Consider the following 2,407-nt stretch of genomic DNA (forward strand, 5'->3'; position numbering starts at 1 on the left):
CCGCTTCGGGACCGCCGAGGACGATAACGGTTTGCGGAGAGACTTTTTTGAGGGTTTGGATCAGTTCCGAGCACTGTGACGCGTTCCAAATATAGACACCGATCCCGATAATACGAGGGGAGTATTTTAATAACTCTTCGGCAATACTCTGAATCTGCTCATTCATCGTAAATTCGACGATCCTCGTCATCGGTTGCAGCTCACCCATATTGGCATAAAGATACCGAAGCCCTAATGCAGTGTGGGCGTAGCGGGCATTTAGCGTCGTGAGGAGAATCGTGTGCATAGGCGTTATCCGATCAAAGTATTTCAATATCGTATGGTAACGCTAAGAAGCTTATCAGAACATTCTTTCGGTATGATTTTTGCTTGTACTCTAAAGCATATTCGAAGCGCTAAAAGCTGTAAGACGGATCTTGTAAGGTTTTGAGAATTCCCATATGTGTTTTATTTTCAAAGGAGATACCATGACAATTAACGGCGGAACTTCTTGGGCAGCTTCATCACAGTCTTACGATAAAGGGAGTGTCCAAGGTCAAAGTGTATCTACCGATTACACATCGATGCTACAGCAAGCAGCTGATACCTTGATGACTACATTGGATACTGACAAAAGCGGTACCATAGATAAAGCGGAATTTTCGCAAGCAGCACAAACTTTAGCTGATAAAACGGGTAAAAGTTACAATGATGCCAGTTCAGTATTCGGGAGTGTTGATAGCAATAATAACGGTGCTATCAGTGCGGATGAGTTGATGAAAGCACTTCAACAATCGCAAAGCAAACAGGCTCACGGTCATCATCGTCCTAAACCGGAGTCATTAGATTTACCATCGGAATCGTCTGCTCAAAGCACCTCAGAAGAGGCGACATCATTGTCAAAAATGCAGACGGCTCTTTTGCAACGGATTATGGAAGCGTATAGCACTAATACTGCATCAAGCGCCTCAACAACTCTCGCAACCGCGTAATATATTTCATGCAGTGCAAAATTATTGCACTGTATTCGCTACTGACTACATCTAAAAATTATTGAACTATGGTATCCTATTCTTAGCAAGATGAGAAAAGGGGAAAATATGAACTATATTCGCACTCTGGATTCGTTAAGATTAGAAGATATTCCTTTAGTCGGAGGCAAGAACGCCTCGTTGGGGGAGATGATAGGCTCGCTCAAATCGCTCGGGGTAAAAGTTCCCGAAGGGTTTGCCGTTACGGCGGAGGGGTATCGTCTTTTTATTTCCCATAATGATTTTGAAGCTCCGATCCGATCCTTTTTTGAGGGGGTTGATCTCACCAATATCGAAGCGCTTAACCGATGCGGGGATTCGATCCGATCTCTGATCCTCACCGGTGAGATGCCCGAAGCACTGAAGCGTGAAATAGCCCAAAGCTACCGTGTTATGGAAAAGGTATACGGCACGCCATCGGTCGATGTCGCGGTACGTTCCTCCGCAACGGCGGAAGATTTGCCCGATGCGAGTTTTGCAGGTCAGCAGGAGAGTTACCTGAACGTGCGCGGTGAGACGATGCTCATCGAGCATGTCAAGCGGTGCTTTGCTTCCCTTTTTACCGACCGTGCGATCAGTTATCGCAATAGTCGCGGGTATGACCATTTTGCTGTTGCACTCTCAGTTGGGGTGCAGAAAATGGTTCGCAGCGACAAGGCGAGCAGCGGTATCATGTTTACCATCGATACCGAAAACGGCTCGGAAAATCTCATCCTCATCAACTCCATTTGGGGGTTGGGAGAGAATATCGTAGGCGGTCGGGTCAATCCCGATGAATTCTACGTTTTTAAACCGACCCTCAAAGAGAACAAAGTATCCATCCTCAAACGTCAGCTCGGCTCTAAAGCCCTTACTATGACCTATGATGAACGTCATCATACGATGAATCTTTCCACCCCCAAAGAGCTTCAAGAGACATTTTCGATCAGTGATAAAGAAGTTGCGACGTTGGCCCGTTATGCATTGATCATAGAAGAGCATTACACGGCCAATGCGGGTGAATATCGTCCGATGGACATCGAATGGGCGAAAGACGGTCTTACGGGGGAGCTGTTCATCGTTCAAGCGCGTCCTGAGACGGTGCAAAGCCAAAAACTCAGCGATACCACGTTAGAGCAATACCGCTACAAAGGGGAAGTGAGTGCGAAAATACTCCTCAGCGGCAAAGCGATCGGGGAGAAAATAGGCTCAGGGTGTGTCAAGATCATCCACTCTCCCGCCGAGGGGGAACGCTTTAACGCCGGAGATGTTCTCGTCGCCGACATCACCGATCCCGATTGGGAACCGATCATGAAAAAAGCCTCCGCCGTCATCACCAACCGCGGAGGCCGGACGTGTCATGCCGCCATCGTCGCACGTGAAATCGGTGTCCCCGCTATTGTCGGGACGATCAATGC

General features: G+C 47.7%; 3 protein-coding genes. 2 read left to right on the forward strand and 1 reads right to left on the reverse strand.

Annotation, left to right across the window (positions count from 1 at the left end; all coding sequences use genetic code 11):
- The coding region (locus JZU62_RS06500) for a cobalamin-dependent protein (protein ID WP_365956532.1) at window positions 1–286 on the reverse strand (286 nt) is incomplete at its 3' end.
- A gap of 181 nt (window positions 287–467) precedes the next feature.
- On the opposite strand from JZU62_RS06500, the gene JZU62_RS06505 reads away from it, so the two are divergent.
- A complete protein-coding gene (locus JZU62_RS06505; protein WP_295013079.1) occupies window positions 468–971 on the forward strand; it encodes an EF-hand domain-containing protein in 504 nt (167 codons plus the stop codon).
- Between the two features lie 108 nt (window positions 972–1,079).
- Window positions 1,080–2,407 (forward strand): phosphoenolpyruvate synthase (gene ppsA, locus JZU62_RS06510; RefSeq protein WP_295013081.1); only part of this gene is annotated, 1,328 nt, incomplete at its 3' end.

It is taken from the genome of Sulfuricurvum sp., assembly GCF_019163035.1.
Classification (GTDB): domain Bacteria; phylum Campylobacterota; class Campylobacteria; order Campylobacterales; family Sulfurimonadaceae; genus Sulfuricurvum.